The organism is Pseudomonas sp. LH1G9, assembly GCF_002949975.1.
GTDB classification, from domain to species: Bacteria; Pseudomonadota; Gammaproteobacteria; order Pseudomonadales; family Pseudomonadaceae; genus Aquipseudomonas; species Aquipseudomonas veronii.
The window spans coordinates 1,127,083-1,144,782 of record NZ_CP026880.1; the positions used below are offsets into that span (position 1 = coordinate 1,127,083).

Sequence of the window (17,700 nt, forward strand, 5' to 3'; positions counted from 1 at the left end):
GGGGCTTTTTCATGGGCGTTTGCAAAGGGCCAGCAACATCAACGCCACTACCGCCCAGGGAAACGCGAGCACGCCCCAGCTCTGCAGCAACAACCCGCCCGCCAGACCGCCACCGGCAATGCCCAGGTTCCATACCGTCACCAGCATCGACTGCGCGGCGTCCGCCGACTCGCCCGCCGACTTGGCCAGGGCGGTTTGCAGTAAGGCTGGTAGGCCACCGAATGCCAGCCCCCAGGCCGCGACGGCGATGTAGATGATCGCCGGCGAGTCGATCCAGAACGCCAACGCCAGCGCCGACAGGCCAAACAGCATGCAACTGAACAGCACCAACGGGCGCAGCCATCGATCGATCAGCAGGCCCACCAGCCAGATGCTCAACAACGCCGTCAGGCCAAACACCAGCAGTACCCGGTCGATATCGGCCTGGATGCCGGCGGGCTCCAGCAGGGGGGCGATGTAGGTATAGAGAATGTTGTGCGCCAGCACGTAGGTAAAGGTCACCCAAAGCACCGGGCGAATACCGCGCAACCTCATCACCTGGCGCAGGCCCAGGCGCTGTTGTGCTGCTTGGCCGGCAAAGTCCGGGAGTTGCCAGCGCGCCCAGAGCAGCAATGCCAGCGTCAGCCCGGTCATGATCGCAAAACTCAAGCGCCAGCCAACGAGGGTACCCAGCAGGGTGCCGGCCGGCACGCCCAGGGTCAGGGCCAGCGGTGCGCCAAGCATTGCGATGGCAATCGCCCGGCCTTGCAGGTGAGGGGCGACCATACGATTGGCGTAACCGGCCAACAGGGCCCAGAGCAACCCGGCGAATACCCCGGCGAAAAAGCGCGCTACCAGGGTCAGCCCGTAGTGACTGGATATGGCCGTCACGCTGTTGACCAGGGCGAAGCCAGCAATGGCCACCAGCAGTAGGGGGCGTCGGCGCCAACCCCGTGTCAGCAGCGTCAAGGGGATGGCCGCGAGCAATGATCCGAGTGCGTAGAGCGTGACCAGTTGGCCAACCAGGGCGGGCGACACACCCAGGCCTGCGCCCATCTGCGGCAAGAGCCCCGCAGGCATGGCTTCGGTGAGGATGGTGATAAAACCCGCGCAAGCCAGGGCCAACAAGCCTCCCAGCGGCAGCACGTCAGGCTCGGCGTTCGCCGGGCAATGGGTAAGTGAAGGGTTGTCGCTCATGACGCTTGATCCATATAAAAGGGGCAAGGCGGCAGAGTAAGGGGCTGTGCTGTGCGGAAAAACAGGCTAAGGTTCCGAACTTAGCGGACGTAGGTGTCCGTAATCAGTCGAGACGTGATCATGGACAGCTTGAGCAGCCTGTCGGTATTTGTGCAGGTGGCGGAGACGCGCAGCTTCACCGTCGCCGGTCGCGTGCTGGGGGTATCGTCGTCGGCCGTGGGCAAAAGTATCGCGCGCATGGAAGAGCGCCTGGGCGTCAGGCTGTTTCACCGCAGCACGCGCAGTATCACCCTGACCAGCGAAGGCTCGCTGTTTCTTGAGCGTTCGCGGCGCATTCTGGCCGAGGTCGAGGCGGCCGAGCAGGAATTGACGGACGCCAGCGCCACGCCCCGCGGCAAGTTGCGCGTCAGCCTGCCGCAGGTACGCGGCTTGTTGATGCCGGTGCTCAGCGACTTTATGCGCGCCTACCCGGATATCGAGTTGGATGTGGATTTTTCCGACCGCATGGTGGACGTGATCGAGGAAGGTTTCGATGCGGTGATTCGCACAGGCAAGCCCGAAGATTCGCGCTTGATGGCGCGGCATCTGGGCTATTACCAGTTGGTGCTTGTGGGCACGCCGGGCTACTTCGCTCAACACGGCACCCCGCAGCAACCGCAGGATCTCAATGATCACGCGTGCCTGCGGCACAAATTCTGCGCCACCGGCAAGCTGGAAAACTGGCCGTTGCGTCACCTGCCGGGCGCCGCCGAGCCGACCTTGCGTACACCGCTGGTCAGTACCACCATTGAGTCCCTCAACCAGGTGGTACACGAGGGATTGGGCATCGCCTGTCTGCCCGACTACATGGTCAACGAGGCCGTGGGGCAGGGGCGCTTGCTACGGGTGTTGGATGATTATCTCGAACACCGTGGCAGTTTCTGGATATTGTGGCCGTCAAGTCGTCATGCATCTGCCAAGTTGCGCGTGTTTATTGACCATATGTGCGCCGGGCTTTTCCCTGCAGGCACCGCTGTGTAGGCTTGTGACGTTTTATCGACAGGAATGCGCGCGCCAAGGCCTCGTTCTGTTGCACAATACCGCCCAGACCGTTTTCCTCAGGATTTTCAATGTCGACATCATTTCACTTGCGTAGCCTCGGGTTGGCGCTGGTGTTGGCGGGCGCCACGGGCTGCTCGTCACCCAAGACCGCTGTTTACGAGCACGAAAATTTCGACGACTCCGGTACGTTCTCCCGTAATTACCCGGTCAGTGACATCGCCGCGTGCGAGGCCGCACGCCGTGCCTTGCTGAGCCAGGGCTACATCATCACCAGCAGCGATCCGAAGCTGGTGGTGGGTAACAAGAGTTTCCAGCAGACCGGCGAAACTCACATGCAGATCAGCTTCAATGTGGTGTGTGCCAATGATGGCAAAGGTAAAAGCCACTCGACGATGTTCGCCAACGCCCTGCAGGATCGTTATGCGCTGAAGAAGGTCAACAACTCCGCCAGCCTGGGTGTGGGTGTGCTGGGCTCGGTGTCGATGCCGATCGGCTCCACCGACGACTCGATGGTGAAGGTGGCGAGTGAGACTGTCTCGGCGCCGAAGTTCTACGAGCGCTACTTCGCGCTGGTGGATGTGTTCCTGCCCCAAGAGGTGAAGAAGACCGAACATATTCCAGAACAGCCCAAGGCTGAACTGGGGGTGCCGGAACCCAAAGTTGCCCCGGCAGCGGAGAAGGTGCCAGCGCCGAAGGAAGAACCTGTAGCGCCGGCCGTCTCGACGCCGGTTACACCGGCACCGGAGCCTGCGCCGATCGTCCCGCAGGCAGAACCGAGCCCTGCGCCGGCACCGGCACCTGCGCCAACCACGCCGGACCTGCCGCCGCCGACAGAGGCGATTCCGCCCCTGCCGACGCCCGCGCAGTAAGTCAGACCGCTACGGGATTGGTCTTGTCGACATTGATCCCGTAGCGACTGATCGCCTCACTGATTTTCTCGTGACCTATCAGCCCGTCATCGGCCAGCGCCTTCAGTGCCGCCAGCACAATGAAATGCCGGTCCACCTCGAAGAATTCGCGCAAGGCCTCCCGGGTATCCGACTGCCCGAAGCCGTCCGTGCCCAGCGCTACAAAGCGTCGGTTCGGCACAAAGGGGCGGATCTGGTCGGCGAACAGCTTCATGTAGTCAGTGGCCACCAGCACCGGACCCGTATGCCCGGCCAAGCATTGCTCGACGTAACTCAAGCGCGGCTCGTGTTCCGGGTGCAACAGGTTCCAGCGTTCGGCTTCATGCCCGTCACGGCGCAGCTCGGTCAGGCTGGGCGCACTCCATACGCTGCTGTGTACGGCGAAATCCTTGTCGAGCAACGCTGCCGCGGCGATCACTTCCCGCAGGATCGAACCGCTGCCCATCAATTGCACCTGTGCCTGCTGGTGTGTGCTCAGCGGATACAAACCCTTGAGAATGCCTTCTTCCACGCCTTCGGGCATTGCCGGGTGCGGGTAGTTCTCGTTGAGCAGGGTGATGTAGTAGTAAATGTCCTCCTGCTCGACATACATGCGCCGCATGCCTTCGCGAATGATCACCGCCAGTTCGTAGGCAAAAGTCGGGTCATACGATACACAGCACGGAATCACCGACGCCAGGATATGGCTATGCCCATCATCGTGCTGCAAGCCTTCGCCCATCAGGGTGGTGCGCCCGGCCGTGGCACCCAGCAGGAAGCCGCGTGCCCGGGCATCGCCTGCCGCCCAGGCCAGGTCGCCGACGCGCTGGAAGCCGAACATCGAGTAGAAGATGTAGAAGGGCACGGTCATCAGAGCATGGTTGCTGTAGGACGTACTCGCCGCGATCCAGGAGGCAATCGCACCGGACTCATTCAGACCTTCCTGCATGATCTGTCCGTCCTTGCTCTCTTTGTAGTAGCTCAGTTGCCCGGCGTCTTGTGGGGTGTAGAGCTGGCCGACGGCGGAGTGAATGCCGATCTGACGGAACAGGCTTTCCATGCCGAAGGTGCGTGATTCGTCCGGCACGATGGGCACGATCAGCTTGCCCAGGTGCGGGTCCTTGAGCAGTGTGCCGAGGATCCGCACAAAGGCCATGGTGGTAGAGATGGCGCGCTCGCCGGTGTCTTTGAGCTGGGTCGCGAAAGCGCTCAGTTCAGGAATCTGCAGCGATTCGACGGCGCTGTGGCGCGCCGGCACGTAGCCACCCAACGCCTGGCGCCGGGCGGCGAAGTAGCGCGCCTCTTCGCTGTCGGCAGCCGGCTTGAGGTAAGGAATTTCAGCCAACTGCTTGTCGGGGACTTCCAGGCCGAAGCGATCACGGAACGCTCTGACGGCGTCGGCGCCCATTTTTTTCAGCTGATGGTTGATGTTCTGGCCTTCGCCGGCTTCGCCCATGCCGAAGCCCTTGACGGTTTTCGCCAGGATCACCGTGGGTTGGCCTGAATGGCTCATGGCGGCAGCATAGGCGTTATAGACCTTGTCCGGGTCATGACCGCCGCGTGAGAGTTTCCAGATGTCCTCGTCTGACAGGTCCGCAACCAATGCCAGCAACGCCGGGTATTTGCCGAAGAAATGTTCGCGCACGTAGGCGCCGTCCTGGGATTTGTAGTTCTGATAATCACCGTCCACGCACTCCATCATGCGTTGGCGCAGCAGCCCGCTCTGGTCTTTTTCCAGCAGTGCATCCCAGCCGCCGCCCCAGATTACCTTGATCACATTCCAGCCGGCCGCGCGGTAGAGGCTTTCGAACTCCTGGATCACCTTGGCATTGCCGCGTACTGGGCCGTCCAGGCGCTGTAGGTTGCAGTTGACCACGAAGATCAGGTTGTCGAGTTTTTCACGCCCGGCCAGGGAAATGGCGGCCAGGGATTCCGGCTGGTCCATTTCGCCATCACCAAGGAACGCCCAGACCTTGCGGCCCTGGTGCTGCTTGAGCGCACGCAACTCCAGGTAGCGCATAAAGCGCGCCTGGTAGGCGGCGGTGATCGGTCCGAGCCCCATGGACACGGTGGGGAATTGCCAAAAATCCGGCATCAGCCGTGGGTGCGGGTAGGACGACAAGCCCGCACCGCCCGTTTCGCGGCGGAAGTTGTCGAGCTGGGCCTCGCTGATGCGGCCTTCGAGATACGCGCGGCCGTAGATGCCGGGGGAGGAGTGGCCCTGGATGTAGACCAGATCGCCATCGAAGGTGTCGGTGCGCCCACGGAAAAAGTGGTCGAAGCCGACGTCATACAGCACGGCGGCCGACGCGTAGGTGGCGATATGCCCACCGACGCCGGAGTGTTTACCGGCGCGCAGCACCATGGCCATGGCGTTCCAGCGGATAAACGCACTGGTGCGGCGTTCGATGGCCAGGTTGCCAGGGTAGGGCAACTGGCGGTCCAGCGGGATCGTGTTGATGTAGGGCGTGGTTACCCGGCCGTAGACGTCACCATGTTGCGCCACGTCGAAATCCAGCAACTGGTCGATCAGGTAGTGGGCACGCGGGCGGCCTTCGGTGGACAGCACCGATTCGATGGCTTCCAGCCATTCGCGGGTTTCCTGTGGGTCGTCGTCCAGTCTTACTGCGGTATTCGGGGTCATGTGAGGCTCCAGGGTCGGCGAATATCAAGCAGCGTGCTCCTTGTGGGAGCGGCGCACATATAGTTGCAATTGCAACTACATGTCTGAATCTAGCGCGGGATGAGCTACTATTGCAACCTTCTTGAAATTCCCCGGATGGTGTTGCATGTCGTCGAAAGAGCCTGATGTCTGGTTCCGTTTTGTCAGGGCCCACAGGACGGTCATCCGTGAAATCGAGCGGCGCCTGGCCGCGGCCGACCTGCCGCCCTACGCCTGGTACGACGCATTGTGGGGCCTGGAAAGCGGCCCCGAAGGTACTCGGCGCATGCATGAATTGGCCGATGTGCTGGCCATCGAGCGCTACAACCTGACGCGCCTGGTGGACCGCCTGGAAAAAGACGGCCTGGTGGTGCGCTCCCGCTCCGACGGCGACGGCCGTGCCGCGTTTGCCACGATCACCGAGGCCGGCCGGGTGTTGCGCAAAAAGATGTGGGGCATCTACGAAAGCACGGTGGATGAGCTGTTCCTGTCGCAGATCGCACCGGAGCAGCGCCAGGGGTTTGCCGAAGCCCTGGAACGTACTGCCGGGTTGGCGATGGAGGCCGGTGTGCAGGTCCGTAACCGGCGCAAATCCTGAGACACGACGATTCAACGTGGAAGATGGCGTGGTCCCGATAACAGGCAGCTGTCGACTGACCCGCCGCTATCGGGAGCAAGCCCCTTGCGCCGTTGTTCGCATTCCGGCTCATTGCAGTGAGTAGCGCTTCATCGCCCGTTCGACCTGCTGTGCAGCGATAAGCCCGTCCTTCGCCAGGGCGCTCAATGCAGACACCGCAATCCAATAACGACTGGGCGCCGATGCCTGTACCGAGCCCGCGCCCAGCCCCACGAACCGCGCATCCACGTAAGCCGCCAACGGGTCGACAATCGGCTGTGCATAGCCGGTCACTGCAATCACCGGCGCGGCATTCCCGGCCAGGCACTCGCGCAAGTGGCTGCTGCGTCTGGGGGCGGTGGGGTGCAGGCGATTCCAGCGTTCGGCGGCCGCGGCTTCTCGGGCCAGCCGCGTGTAGCTGGGGCAACTCCACAGCTGCGCGGTGATATTCCAGTCCTGTGCCAACAAGCGTTTGGCCTGCACGACCTCTTCAAGCGCCCGACCTGCGCCGAGCAAGCGCACGTTCCCTGGGGCATCGCGCTGGAGCGGATACATACCCTTGAGCGCATCTTCACGGTCCTGCTCGGTCAACGGTACTGCGTTGTCGTCGTCATGCAGCGCCAGGTAGTAAAACCCGGGCTTGCCGTCGATATACAAGGTGCGCAGTCCCGCCAGCACGATCGCCCGGACTTCCTCACCCGTGGCAGGATCGTAGGGTGTGCAATGCGGATTGCTCGCCAGCCACAGCGGGAGAGAAGGCTGTGCGCCCTTGGGCCAGGCCGAGGGTTGGGTTTCGATGTCGTTGCACAGGATGCCGCGCTGCGCCGTCTCGGCCGACAAGGCACACAGTTGTGCCGACGACACCGCGCTGTGCAGGTACAGCAACGGTTTTTCCGCAGTTTTGCGCGCAAACCAGACGGGCCAACTGCCCACGCGCCGGGAACGGGACTGGCCGCGAATCACCCAGGCCTGCCGGCTGGCTTCCAGGGTGTTGGCCATGCTCATGACGGTGTGCAATGGCGAACTTCGTGTATGTCCGGCCTGGTTCAACGCATCACAGCAAAGCTGTGCGGCGTGCGCGGTGGTGGCAATCATCGGTCTGACTCCTCGGCAAGGGAGGCTTACCCTAAGGGAAATCTACTTATAATTGCAATTGCAATGGTTGCAATTGTTTTTCGATGACCCAGTGCTAAATCCGCACAACGCTGCTACGTTTAATCTGAACGTGCAGGAACGTCATGACACCGACATTTTTCCGTCATCACGGCACATTAGGCTGGCTGTGCAGGTCATTTACCTGCGGCTGCTTTCAACTCAAAAAGGAGTTCACCATGGACGATTACCAAGAAGAACTGCTGGAGTACCAGGCCTTTGAATGGGACCCTTTGGACCCCGCCGACGACGCTACTGAGCTGTAAGACCGGCTTCAGGCGGATTGCCGCTGACTGCGGCGAAATTCCCCTGGGGTCTGGTTGTTCCATCGCCTGAACGCCCGTTGAAAGGCCTGGGCCGAGGCAAAACCGAGCAAGTAGGCGATCTCGCCGAATGCCAGTTCCGTATCGCGGATATAGGTCATGGCCAGGTCGCGGCGGGTATCGTTGAGGATCGCCCGGAACTGAGTGCCTTCATCGGCCAGTTTGCGGCGCAGGGTCCAGGTCGGCAGCTTCAAGCGCGCCGCCACTTCTTCCAGGTCGGGTTCCCGGCCGCCATTGAGCATCGGCCCGAGCAAGCGGGTAATGCGCTCGCGCAGGCTGCGGGTGCGGGTCAACTGCTCCAACTCCCTTTCACACAGTTGTAACAGCAGTTGCCAGGTACTCGGGCAATGCTCCGGGTTGCGCAGCGCCAGGGTTGTCTGGCTCAGGCGCAGTTGATTGGCCTCGGCGCCGAAGTGGACCGGGCTGTCACCCAGCACGCTGTATTGTTCGCTGTAGTCCGGTGCTTCGAATTCGATCTCGATGCGCTGCGCCTGTACCGGCTGCTGGGCCAGGCTCGACAGTTGGTGCAGCCAGCCGGCGATGATCGAGTCGACCACAAAGCGGTTATAGGCGTTGTACGGGCTGATGGAGTAGAAACGCAGCCACGCGCCTTCGGCGTCTTCATGAAAGCTCGACTGCCCGCGATAGTTGGAGCCGTACAGCGCTTCAAAGCGCGTGAGGGTGCGGGCCGCTTCGCGCACGTTGGGCGCCTGGGCGGCTGTGACGCCGGCCAGGCCGGCCTGGCTCAAGCGGCTCGACTGGCCCATGCGCAGGCCGAGGCCCGGGTCGCCGGTCAGTTGAATGGCGGCATGGCCCAGGCGCATGTAACGCGGGATCGACAAGCGCGCGCCGGCTTCGGCGAGCCTTAGCGGGTCCAGGCCGTATTGCAGCAACAGCGGTTGCGGGTCCAGGCCGTGGCTGCTGATGGCGTCGGCCAGGGTGTGCACGAAGCCCACCGACAGATCCCCCAGGCGTACCGGCTTCACGGCGTTACAGCCAGATATTCAGCAAGCGCGCGCCACGGGCGTCGCCGTCGGCGAACACTTGGCCGTTGCTGCTGAGGAAGCTCTGGCCGGCGCTGCCCAGGTCCCAGAACTGCCCGCGCAGAAACACGCTCATGCCCGCGATGGCCTGGCTGATGGGCGGCTGGCCGATCAAGGTCAGCCGCCGCCAGGCTTCGCCTTCGCTGAGTTCTTCGGGTTTGAGGCTGATTTCCGCGGGCGTCGACACGCTTTTGAAGCCGCGCCAAGGGCGGCCCCAGGTGTCGCGGCCGATAACAAACGCGGGGACGGCGATCAACCTTGCACCTTGCTCATTGAGCTTGCGGTAGTTGTCCGGGTACCAGCTGTCGCTGCCGATCAGGATGCCCAGGCGTCCGGCCGGGGTGTCGACCACGCTGACGGTGTTTTCATCCCCGGGCGCAATGAAGCCGCGCTCGTCGTAGATCGGGTAGAGCTGACGCTGCGGCTGGCCCAGGGGCAGGCCATCGGCCGCAAATACCAGGCTGGCGTTGTACAGCGCGCCATGCCCGACCTGCAGTTGCCCCTCGCTCACGCTGGGGTTGGGCAACGCGATGGAACCGGCCACCAGGGTCACGCCAAACTCCTTGGCCAGGCCGCCGAACAGCACTTGGTAGTCCCGCGCCATTGCCGGGGCTTTCATGCGCAAGTACGCGTCGTCCATGCGGTTGTCGCCGGTGGCGCTGATCCAGGCGCGCATGAACTGCAGCGGGTTGCTGATCGACAGCCAGTTCATCGCATCTTTCAGGTGGGTCGCCTGATACAGCTCGTTTTTTTCGCCGCGGAGCATCAGCCAGGTGCCGATATGTTCCGGCAGCACCACGATGGTTTTTTCATTGATCAGCCCCTGGTTTCGCGCCGTTTGCAGGTAGGCCGCGAGCTTCAGGTGCAGGCGTTCCAGGCTCTGGTAGTCGCCGGGGAACAGTTCCGGCTGAATGCCCAGCAGGTTGCCGCGATCGGCAGGCTGGCCTTCGTTGACGGCCAGGGTGATGCGCAGGTCGGACAGGTAATGCGCCACGGGGCGTTCCTGGGTCCAGACCAGATAGGCGGCGACGGCGGCAACCAGCGCCAGGGTGACGGTAAAAGCGAGAAGTTTACGCATGGGGGAACAGACAACAGACCGAGTGCAGGGTTCGCGACTAGGGTAGGGCCCGCGGCTCGGCTTGCCAAGGGGCGCTGTGCATTTGGATCAATAACTTGTCAGTTTCGGTCATTGAGTGCTAGCCGAACGCCTCTTAGTCTGTGGGACATAAACCGATGGCAAGCCGTAAGAGCGTGCCACGTCCCGTGATGATCCGTTGTGGAGCTTGACCATGACCGCTGCTGCGTACCCGCACCTGCTGGCCCCGTTGGACCTGGGTTTTACCACCTTGCGCAACCGTACCCTGATGGGCTCGATGCACACGGGGCTGGAAGAAAAACCGGGCGGTTTCGAACGCATGGCGGCCTACTTCGCCGAGCGCGCCCGTGGCGGCGTGGGCCTGATGGTCACCGGCGGCATTGGCCCGAACGATGAAGGTGGGGTGTATTCCGGCGCGGCCAAGCTGACCACCGACGAAGAGGCGCAGAAGCACAAGATCGTGACCCGCGCCGTACACGAAGCCGGCGGCAAGATCTGCATGCAGATCCTCCACGCCGGCCGTTATGCCTACAGCCCCAAGCAGGTGGCACCGAGCGCGATCCAGGCGCCGATCAACCCGTTCAAGCCCAAGGAACTGGACGAAGCGGGCATCGAGAAACAGATCCAGGATTTCGTCACCTGCTCGCTGCTGGCGCAGTCCGCCGAATACGACGGCGTGGAAATCATGGGTTCCGAAGGCTACTTCATCAACCAGTTCCTCGCCGCCCACACCAACCACCGTACCGACCGTTGGGGCGGCAGCTACGAAAACCGCATGCGCCTGGCGGTGGAGATCGTGCGCCGGGTGCGCGAAGCCGTCGGCCCGAACTTCATCATTATCTTCCGCCTGTCGATGCTCGATCTGGTGGAAGGCGGCAGCAGTTGGGAAGAAATCGTGCAACTGGCCAAGGCCATCGAGCAGGCCGGTGCGAGCATCATCAACACCGGGATCGGTTGGCACGAAGCGCGCATTCCGACCATCGCCACCAAGGTGCCGCGGGGCGCGTTCAGTAAAGTCACCGCCAAATTGCGCGGCGCGGTGCAGATCCCGCTGATCACCACCAACCGCATCAACACCCCGGAGATTGCCGAGCAGATCCTCGCCGCAGGCGATGCCGACATGGTCTCGATGGCGCGGCCGTTCCTCGCCGACCCGGAGTTCGTCAACAAGGCCGCGGCCGGTCGTGCCGATGAAATCAACACCTGCATCGGTTGCAACCAGGCCTGCCTCGACCACACCTTCGGCGGCAAGTTGACCACCTGCCTGGTCAACCCGCGCGCGTGCTACGAGACCGAGCTCAACTATCTGCCGGTCAAACAGATCAAGAAAATCGCCGTGGTCGGCGCCGGTCCCGCGGGCCTGGCCGCTGCCACGGTGGCGGCCGAACGCGGCCATCAGGTGACGTTGTTCGATTCGGCCAGCGAGATCGGTGGCCAGTTCAACATCGCCAAGCGCGTGCCGGGCAAGGAAGAGTTTTTCGAGACCCTGCGTTATTTCAACCGCAAATTGCAGACCACCCATGTGGAGGTGTGCCTCAACACCCGCGTCGACGTCGCGCAACTGACGGCAGGCGGGTACGACGAGATCATCCTCGCCACCGGTATCGCCCCGCGCACGCCGGCAATTGCGGGCATCGATAACCCGAAGGTGCTGAGCTACCTCGACGTGATCCTCGAGCGCAAACCCGTGGGCAAGCGCGTCGCGGTGATCGGTGCCGGCGGTATCGGCTTCGACGTGTCGGAATTCCTCGTGCATCAGGGCGTGTCCACCAGCCTGGACCGCGACGCGTTCTGGAAAGAGTGGGGCATCGACACGCAGTTGCAAGCGCGTGGCGGCGTCGCCGGGATCAAGCCGCAACCGCACCCGCCGGCGCGCGAGGTGTTCCTGCTGCAGCGCAAGGCTTCCAAGGTCGGTGACGGGTTGGGCAAGACCACCGGCTGGATTCACCGCACCGGGTTGAAGAACAAGCAGGTGCAGATGCTCAACAGCGTCGAGTACCTGAAGATCGACGACGCGGGCCTGCATATCCGCATCGGCGCCGAGGGCGAGCCGCAGTTGTTGGCGGTGGACAACATTGTGATCTGCGCTGGCCAGGACCCGTTGCGCGAATTGCAGGACGGCCTGGTCGCTGCGGGCCAGAACGTGTACCTGATCGGCGGTGCCGACGTCGCCGCCGAACTCGACGCCAAGCGCGCCATCAACCAGGGCTCGCGCCTGGCGGCTGAGTTGTAAAACGCCGAGAAGGGGCAGTGTTAGACTACTGCCCCTTTTTCATACGGACTTGCGCCGATGGGCCCTTTCGACTGGCTCCCCCATGCGCCCCTGGAACCGCTGCCGCTGGATTGGCTGAACGGGGTCGAATTGGCCGTGCTGCGCCTGGACCGCATCGACCCGCTGATCAGCGGCAACAAGTGGTTCAAGCTCAGCGAACACCTGGCCCTGGCGCAACAGGCCGGTGCCGGCGGGATCATCAGTCTCGGCGGGGCGTACTCCAACCACCTGCATGCGCTGGCGGCGGCCGGCAAGCGTTTTGATTTTCCCACCGTCGGCCTGTTGCGCGGCCATCCCCAAGACACGCCCACCGTTCTCGATTTGAAAGCCTTCGGCATGCAGTTGCATTGGCTGGGCTATGGCGGCTACCGCGCGCGGCATGAACCCGGTTTCTGGCAGCCGTGGCGCGAACACTATCCCCATCTCTACCCGGTGCCCGAAGGCGGCGGGGGCATCGCCGGGGCGTTGGGTTGCGGCGTATTGGTCGAGCAGGCGCGTGCGCAATTGAGCAACGTGGGGTGGGACGATTACGACGCATGGTGGCTGGCGGCAGGCACCGGCACGACTGTGGCCGGGCTGGCGTTGGCCGAGGCGGGGAGACATCCGGTGTACGGTGCAATGGCGGTGCCGGACGATCACGGCGTGGCGCAGAACGTGCGCGCCATCGTGCAGGACGGCTTTGCGTTGTTGGACGCCAGCCGGGGCGGCTTCGCCAAGGTCGACCCGTTGTTGCTCGACTTTATCGAGACCACGCAACGGGCCTGCGGCCTGCCGCTGGAGCCGCTCTATACCGGCAAGGCACTGCTGGCGTTGAAGCAACAGGTCGAAGCCGGACGCTTCCCTCCCGGCACGCGTCTGATCTTCGTCCACACCGGCGGCTTGCAAGGCCGCCGAGGGTTGGCTGCCTAACGCTTGGGCAGCATGCGCAACACGGTGTTATCGCGGATGAAGTAGTGGTGGTACAGACCTGCCACGGCATGCAGGCCGATCAACCAATAACCGATGGAGCCGCCCAGCTCGTGCCACTCTTTGATCTGCTTGGACAAGTCCTTGTTTTCGCCGATCAGGGGCGGTAACTCGATCCCATAGAACATCACGGAATGCCCTTGGGCGCTGACGATCAGCCAGCCAGCGATCGGCATGCCGATCATGAAGGCATACAGTGCAAAGTGCATCAGGGTCGCCAGCAGGCTCTGCCATTGCGGCGGTGCTGGTACGATTTTCGGTGCGACCCCCAGCGAGCGGGCAAACAGGCGCAGCCAGACCAGCACAAACACGGTCAGGCCGAACATGAAGTGCATTTCCACGATCAGCGCCCGCCCGCCACTGCCTTTGGGGAAGATCCCGCGAAACTCAATACAGGCGTAGACCACCGCCAGCAGCACCACCATCAACCAGTGCAACGCAACCGACATGGTGCTGTAACGTGACTCGGAATTTTTCCACGGCATCGCTTGATTCCTCACTCATCAGGGCAAACCTCCGTTCTTTGGCGACGAAGTCCTTTTACTGTAAGCCTGTTTTGCAGGGTTTGCCCGGCGCGAATGCCGTTGAGTTGACCTCGATCAGTGGCTTTGCGGCATTTCACCGCGGGCCAGGCGCTGGTTGATGTCGGCGATCACCGCTGGCAGGTCGCTGATGGTGTCGATCATGTAGTGCGGGCGCGAACCTTCGAACATCGCTTCGATACGCGTGCGCTCATGGGCCAGGCTGGCGCTGTCCAGGGCGCGGAACTGTGCGTAGGTCAGGCCCAGGGCGTTGCCGGAACAGGTCAGCGCCACGGTCCACATCCCGGCGCGACGGCCTTCGAGAATGCCCGGTACGGTGTCGTCGACCTTGACGCATGCCGCCACATCGTCAACGCCCAGGGCGATCACGTTGGCCAGGGCCTGCGCCGGCCATGGGCGGCCGTTGGGCACTTCGTCGGTGGCGACTACATGGTCGGCGACGTAGCCGTTGGTGGCGGCCAGCGCGACGACCTTGTCCATCACTTGCTTGGGATAGCCGGAGCAGGAGCCGATCTTGAGCCCTTGCGCACGCAGTGCGGCGATGCAGTCGAGGGCGCCGGGGATCAGCGCAGAGTGCTCGGCGATCTTTTCGATCTGCAGCGGCATGAAGCGCTGGTAGATCGCGCTCACGTCCTCGTCGCTGGGCGTGCGGCCGAACGCCTGGCGGTAACGCTCGGCGACCTGCGGCTGGTTGCACAGGGTGCGGATATGGTCCCATTTGCCCATGCCCATCGGGCCACGGGCTTCTTCGATGGAGACCTGGACGCCGAACTCGGCGAAGGCTTCGACAAAAATCTGCGTCGGCGCGAACGAGCCGAAGTCGACCACGGTGCCGGCCCAGTCGAGGATGACAGCCTGCAGGGTATCGGGGTGTTGATAGTTCATGGTTCAGATCCTGGGGGTAAAAAGGGCAATCAGATGTCCAGCACTTGCATCGCGTGCAGCGCCTGCGCAATGGCCGCGACCGCCGCGCGCATCTCGGTCGCATCGACGTGGCCGATGCAGCCCACGCGAAAGGTGTCCACTTCGGTCAATTTGCCGGGGTACAGAATGAAACCCTTGGCCTTGACCCGTTCGTAGAACGCCTTGAACTGGTAGCGCGGGGCTGTCGGCGCATGGAAGGTGACGATGATCGGTGCCTGGATCGCCGCCGGCAGGAAGCTGCGCAGGCCCAGTTCGGCCATGCCGTCCAGCAGCACCTGGCAATTGTTGGCATAGCGTCGCTGGCGCGCGGGCAGGCCGCCGTCTTCGTGGTATTGCAGCAGCGCTTCGTGCAGCGCGGCGACCACGTGGGTCGGTGGGGTGAAGCGCCACTGGCCGGTCCTGGCCATGTACTCGTGCTGCTCGAACAGGTCCAGCGCCAGGGAGTGGCAGTTGCCTTGGGCGGCGCCCAGCGCGTGTTTTTCAGCGAAGACAAAGCCCATGCCCGGCACGCCTTCCAGGCACTTGCCCGAGGCGGCGATGAGGGCGTCGAACGGCACTTCGCGCGCATCGATCGGTAGCGCGCCGAAGGCACTCATCGCGTCGACGATCAGGCGCTTGCCATGCTCTTTGACCACCTGGGCGATCTGCGGCAGCGGGTTGAGCAGGCCGGTACTGGTTTCGCAATGGACCAACGCGACGTGAGTGATGGCCGGGTCGGCCTGCAGCAGGCGGTCGACGTCGGCGGCGGTAGTGGGTTCGTCCTCGGCGGTTTCAAAGGTGCTGAAATCGCGGCCGAGCACTTCGCAGATCTTCGCCAGGCGCTTGCCATAGGCGCCGTTGATCAGCACCAGCACCTTGCCGTTGCGTGGCACCAGGGTGCCGATGGCCGCTTCGACGGCGAAGGTGCCGCTGCCTTGCAATGGCACGCAATGGTGAGTGGCGGCGCCGTTGAGGATCGCCAGCAGTTGCGAGCAGACGCTGGCGGTCAGTTGATTGAAGCGCTCATCCCATGAACCCCAGTCCACCAGCATTGCCTGGCGGGTGCGGGCAGAGGTGGTCAGGGGGCCTGGGGTCAGCAGGATCGGCGCGGCGCTGCTCATTTCAAGTCCTCGCAAAGTGTCCGGGGGTGGACGTTACGGCGCCTAAATTGCAGTTTGGCTTGTCATCAATCAAATTGTTTGTTGTTATGCGAGCTATCAGTCAGGCCGATAGAAAGGTCACTCAACATGAATTTGTTCCAACTGCGCGCATTCGACGCAGTGGCCCGCGAGGGCAGCTTTACCCGCGCGGCGGCGCGGTTGTTCATCAGCCAGCCGGCGGTGACCGGGCACATCAAGGCCCTCGAAGAGCACTACCAGATCCCCTTGTTGCGCCGCACCGCGCGGCGCGTCGAGTTGACCGAAGAGGGGACACGCCTGGCAGCGATCACCCGGGCGATCTTTGGCCTGGTGGACGAAGCCCAGGCCCTGCTGGAGGCCAATCGGCAGTTGCTCAGCGGACGCCTCGAAGTGGCGGCGGACGGACCGCACCTGGTGATGCCGATGATCGCCAGCCTGCGCGCGCGTTACCCAGGGATCACCGTGAACCTGCGCCTGGGCAATGCCCAGGAAACCCTGGCGGCGCTGCTGTCCGAGCATGCGGATGTGGCGGTGCTCACCGAAGTCGAACCACGCAACGGCCTGCACTTGCAGGCGCTGGGCGAATCGCGGATCTGCGCGTTGGTGCCGGCCAGCCACCCGTGGGCGACGCTGGCCCAGGGCATTCAGTTGGAGCAATTGCACGAGGTGATCATGGTGCTGCGCGAGCCGGGCTCCATTACCCGGCGCACCTTCGATCACGCCTGCCTCGGCGCCGGGGTGCAGCCGAAAGTGCTGCTGGAGCTGGACAGCCGTGAAGCGGTGACCGAAGCCGTTGCCGCCGAGTTGGGGGTTGGCGTGGTGTCCTCGATGGAGGTCAGCCCGGACCCGCGCGTGCGTGCGCTGCCGATCCACGGGCAGGGGCTGCTCAACCGACACATGTTGGGGTGCATGGAGCGCCGTCGGTCGCTGCGTTTGATTCAGGCGTTTTTCGAGCTGGCGCCGTGAAGGTTTTTTGGTGGAACGTTGCGTTTTTGCCCTATAAACTCTGCCCCCAAAGCGCCGGCCAGTAGACGTCTCGGCGCGATGCATGAGGAAGAGAGCAAGTCATGGGCGCACAGTGGAAAGTCAAACATAAAGAAGCGGCAGCCAATGCCAAGGGGAAGATCTTCGGCAAACTGGTGAAAGAGATCACCATCGCTGCCCGTAACGGTGCCGACACCGCGACCAACGCCCACTTGCGTCTGGTGGTGGAGCAGGCCAAAAAAGCCTCGATGCCCAAGGAAACCCTGGACCGCGCCATCAAGAAAGGCGCCGGTCTGCTTGGGGAAACCGTGCAGTACCACCGCGTGACCTACGAAGGCTTCGCCCCGCATCAGGTGCCGCTGATCGTTGAGTGCGTGACCGACAACATCAACCGCACCGTGGCGGAAATCCGCGTGGCGTTCCGCAAGGGCCAACTGGGCGCTTCCGGCTCCGTGGCCTGGGACTTCAACCACGTCGGCCTGATCGAAGCCGCGCCGGACAGCCCGGACGCCGATCCTGAAATGGCGGCCATTGAAGCCGGCGCCCAGGATTTCGAAGAGGGCGAAGAAGAGGGCACCACCCTGTTCATCACCGAAACCACCGACCTCGACGCCGTGCAGAAAGCGCTGCCGGAGCAGGGTTTTACCGTGCTGTCGGCCAAACTGGGCTATATCGCGAAGAACCCGGTGACGGGGTTGACCGACGAGCAGATGGCTGAAGTCGAAGCCTTCCTCGAAGGCCTGGACAACCATGACGACGTGCAGGATATGTTCGTCGGCCTGGCCGGCTGATCCGTGCCTGAATAAACGCGCTCAAAACTGTGGGAGGGGGCTTGCCCCCGATAGCGGTGTGTCAGTCAACGATGATGTTGAATGGGCCACAGCCATCGGGAGCAAGC

16 protein-coding genes are annotated in these 17,700 nt (G+C 63.1%); 8 read left to right on the forward strand and 8 right to left on the reverse strand.

Annotation, left to right across the window (positions count from 1 at the left end):
• Nucleotides 1–9 precede the first annotated feature (9 nt).
• On the reverse strand, nt 10–1,176 hold the full coding sequence (locus C5F70_RS05350) for an MFS transporter (protein WP_104902849.1): 1,167 nt from the start codon (nt 1,174–1,176) through the stop codon (nt 10–12).
• A 120-nt stretch (nt 1,177–1,296) separates the two neighbouring features.
• On the opposite strand from C5F70_RS05350, the gene C5F70_RS05355 reads away from it, so the two are divergent.
• Nucleotides 1,297–2,196 (forward strand): LysR family transcriptional regulator, encoded by a 900-nt coding sequence (locus C5F70_RS05355; protein WP_104902850.1) that lies wholly within the window; start codon nt 1,297–1,299, stop codon nt 2,194–2,196.
• An 89-nt stretch (nt 2,197–2,285) separates the two neighbouring features.
• The gene (locus C5F70_RS05360) at nt 2,286–3,086 is read left to right on the forward strand and encodes a DUF2242 domain-containing protein (RefSeq protein ID WP_057004463.1); all 801 of its coding nucleotides are present in this window, start codon (nt 2,286–2,288) and stop codon (nt 3,084–3,086) included.
• A 1-nt stretch (nt 3,087) separates the two neighbouring features.
• On the opposite strand, the gene aceE is transcribed toward C5F70_RS05360, so the two are convergent.
• Nucleotides 3,088–5,748, reverse strand: a complete 2,661-nt coding sequence (gene aceE / locus C5F70_RS05365) for a pyruvate dehydrogenase (acetyl-transferring), homodimeric type (RefSeq protein ID WP_104902851.1) — start codon at nt 5,746–5,748, stop codon at nt 3,088–3,090.
• 145 nt (nt 5,749–5,893) lie between these two features.
• Here aceE and C5F70_RS05370 point away from each other — a divergent pair, with 145 nt between their 5' ends.
• Nucleotides 5,894–6,364 carry a MarR family winged helix-turn-helix transcriptional regulator gene (locus tag C5F70_RS05370; protein ID WP_017848139.1) on the forward strand — a complete coding sequence of 157 codons (471 nt, stop codon included), beginning with the start codon at nt 5,894–5,896 and terminating at the stop codon, nt 6,362–6,364.
• Nucleotides 6,365–6,472: 108 nt separating this feature from the next.
• Here the strand turns inward: C5F70_RS05370 and C5F70_RS05375 are convergent, their stop codons facing one another.
• Nucleotides 6,473–7,477, reverse strand: a complete 1,005-nt coding sequence (locus tag C5F70_RS05375; RefSeq protein WP_104902852.1) for a pyruvate dehydrogenase — start codon at nt 7,475–7,477, stop codon at nt 6,473–6,475.
• A 143-nt stretch (nt 7,478–7,620) separates the two neighbouring features.
• Here C5F70_RS05375 and C5F70_RS30490 point away from each other — a divergent pair, with 143 nt between their 5' ends.
• The gene (locus C5F70_RS30490; protein WP_126585751.1) at nt 7,621–7,800 is read left to right on the forward strand and encodes a hypothetical protein; all 180 of its coding nucleotides are present in this window, start codon (nt 7,621–7,623) and stop codon (nt 7,798–7,800) included.
• A gap of 8 nt (nt 7,801–7,808) precedes the next feature.
• Here the strand turns inward: C5F70_RS30490 and C5F70_RS05380 are convergent, their stop codons facing one another.
• Nucleotides 7,809–8,843: an AraC family transcriptional regulator gene (locus C5F70_RS05380; protein WP_046485428.1), complete on the reverse strand. Its 1,035-nt coding sequence runs from the start codon at nt 8,841–8,843 to the stop codon at nt 7,809–7,811.
• Nucleotides 8,844–8,847: 4 nt separating this feature from the next.
• A complete protein-coding gene (locus C5F70_RS05385) occupies nt 8,848–9,978 on the reverse strand; it encodes a carbon-nitrogen hydrolase family protein (protein ID WP_104902853.1) in 1,131 nt (376 codons plus the stop codon).
• 211 nt (nt 9,979–10,189) lie between these two features.
• On the opposite strand from C5F70_RS05385, the gene C5F70_RS05390 reads away from it, so the two are divergent.
• Together C5F70_RS05390 and C5F70_RS05395 are read left to right on the forward strand one after the other, a co-directional pair.
• A complete protein-coding gene (locus C5F70_RS05390; protein WP_046485425.1) occupies nt 10,190–12,229 on the forward strand; it encodes an NADPH-dependent 2,4-dienoyl-CoA reductase in 2,040 nt (679 codons plus the stop codon).
• Between the two features lie 57 nt (nt 12,230–12,286).
• Nucleotides 12,287–13,177, forward strand: coding sequence for a 1-aminocyclopropane-1-carboxylate deaminase/D-cysteine desulfhydrase (locus C5F70_RS05395; protein ID WP_104902854.1), 891 nt, complete (start codon nt 12,287–12,289; stop codon nt 13,175–13,177).
• Here the strand turns inward: C5F70_RS05395 and C5F70_RS05400 are convergent.
• The 3 genes from C5F70_RS05400 to C5F70_RS05410 form a co-directional block, all read right to left on the reverse strand.
• Complete coding sequence (locus C5F70_RS05400) at nt 13,174–13,719, reverse strand: cytochrome b (RefSeq protein ID WP_046485421.1); 546 nt, start codon at nt 13,717–13,719, stop codon at nt 13,174–13,176. The two genes, C5F70_RS05395 and C5F70_RS05400, sit on opposite strands and share 4 nt — an antisense overlap.
• 114 nt (nt 13,720–13,833) lie before the next feature.
• A complete protein-coding gene (gene phnX / locus C5F70_RS05405) occupies nt 13,834–14,661 on the reverse strand; it encodes a phosphonoacetaldehyde hydrolase (RefSeq protein WP_104902855.1) in 828 nt (275 codons plus the stop codon).
• A gap of 29 nt (nt 14,662–14,690) precedes the next feature.
• Complete coding sequence (locus C5F70_RS05410; protein WP_104902856.1) at nt 14,691–15,800, reverse strand: 2-aminoethylphosphonate--pyruvate transaminase; 1,110 nt, start codon at nt 15,798–15,800, stop codon at nt 14,691–14,693.
• Between the two features lie 126 nt (nt 15,801–15,926).
• Between C5F70_RS05410 and C5F70_RS05415 the strand changes: the two genes are divergently transcribed.
• Nucleotides 15,927–16,784, forward strand: coding sequence for a LysR substrate-binding domain-containing protein (locus C5F70_RS05415; RefSeq protein WP_017848130.1), 858 nt, complete (start codon nt 15,927–15,929; stop codon nt 16,782–16,784).
• A 101-nt stretch (nt 16,785–16,885) separates the two neighbouring features.
• Nucleotides 16,886–17,593: a YebC/PmpR family DNA-binding transcriptional regulator gene (locus C5F70_RS05420; RefSeq protein ID WP_017848129.1), complete on the forward strand. Its 708-nt coding sequence runs from the start codon at nt 16,886–16,888 to the stop codon at nt 17,591–17,593.
• The last annotated feature ends 107 nt before the right edge of the window (nt 17,594–17,700 follow it).